The sequence below is a fragment of the Colwellia hornerae genome, assembly GCF_007954355.1.
Classification (GTDB): Bacteria; Pseudomonadota; Gammaproteobacteria; order Enterobacterales; family Alteromonadaceae; genus Colwellia_A; species Colwellia_A hornerae.
The window spans coordinates 1-928 of record NZ_VOLR01000089.1 but is presented as its reverse complement, the minus strand read 5'-3'; the positions used below and the strand labels follow the sequence as shown (position 1 = coordinate 928).

Here is a 928-nt window from a genome sequence, read left to right as displayed (position 1 = left end):
AGTAAAGCGAGTTTATATCGTCCTTTATCTCAACAGTTTACTCATAACATCAAATGTCAGCCGTGGTAAAACTACCACTTTAAAACAGTAACAAGGGACGTCTTATTCATAAAGCCCGTTATGCGCTATTCAAGCAAACCTGAGCATTCGCTATACCATGTGTGCGCTGCAAACCAACATGCTCACTAAATTCATATAAATGCTCAGCAGTACCAACAGCCCCTGTGAAGATAGTTTCAAAATTTGTTGTTAACTTTAGCCAACTTTTATCATTGATGTGTAACCTAGCAAGAATATTTACCGTCTGAGTGTCGATAGCACCATGTTTATCATCACGCAGAATGCGTCCTGTTTCATCAACCAGTGTTAAGTAATCTTGTAGGCTAAAAGAAATACCCGCTCCCGTTGAGCTCTGATGCGTTTCATTGCCCGTAAAGGCTAGTAAGCAGGTCGGTTGCTCACCGGTTATAGCCGCTTTAATGCGCAGTTGAATACTGGTGAAGTCAGACTGCTCCGGGGTAACCGCAATACCGGCTCGTATCGGGTTTAAATCAACATATGCCATGCACGACAGTAATGCGCCTTCATCAAGCAGTGCTTGTGATTTAAAGCGCCCTTCCCAAAAATGTCCACTACATTGGTCTTCTCGGTTAGCTTGTCGCGCTATCGGCTCGTTCAATGAGCGCATAAACCAACTGATATCAAGTAGACGCTGCTTATATATCTCAGCCGTACTTTCAACCATCGCTAATTGGAACTTATCAAGCGGTTGTTTATTAGTATATTTTTGAGTTAATAAGGTCCCTTTGAATAATTGATGCCAACGTTGTAATACCTCTTCGGTTGACCAGCTTTTCATCTGCTCACTATCAACATGCAATACGAGATGTAAATGATTATGCATAACAGCGTAGGCACAGATATCTAT

At 41.8% G+C, this 928-nt stretch carries 1 protein-coding gene; it reads right to left on the bottom strand.

The window, feature by feature from the left end; genetic code table 11:
• Positions 1–118 precede the first annotated feature (118 nt).
• The coding region (locus tag ESZ26_RS19065) for a transposase (RefSeq protein ID WP_146910740.1) at positions 119–928 on the bottom strand (810 nt) is incomplete at its 5' end.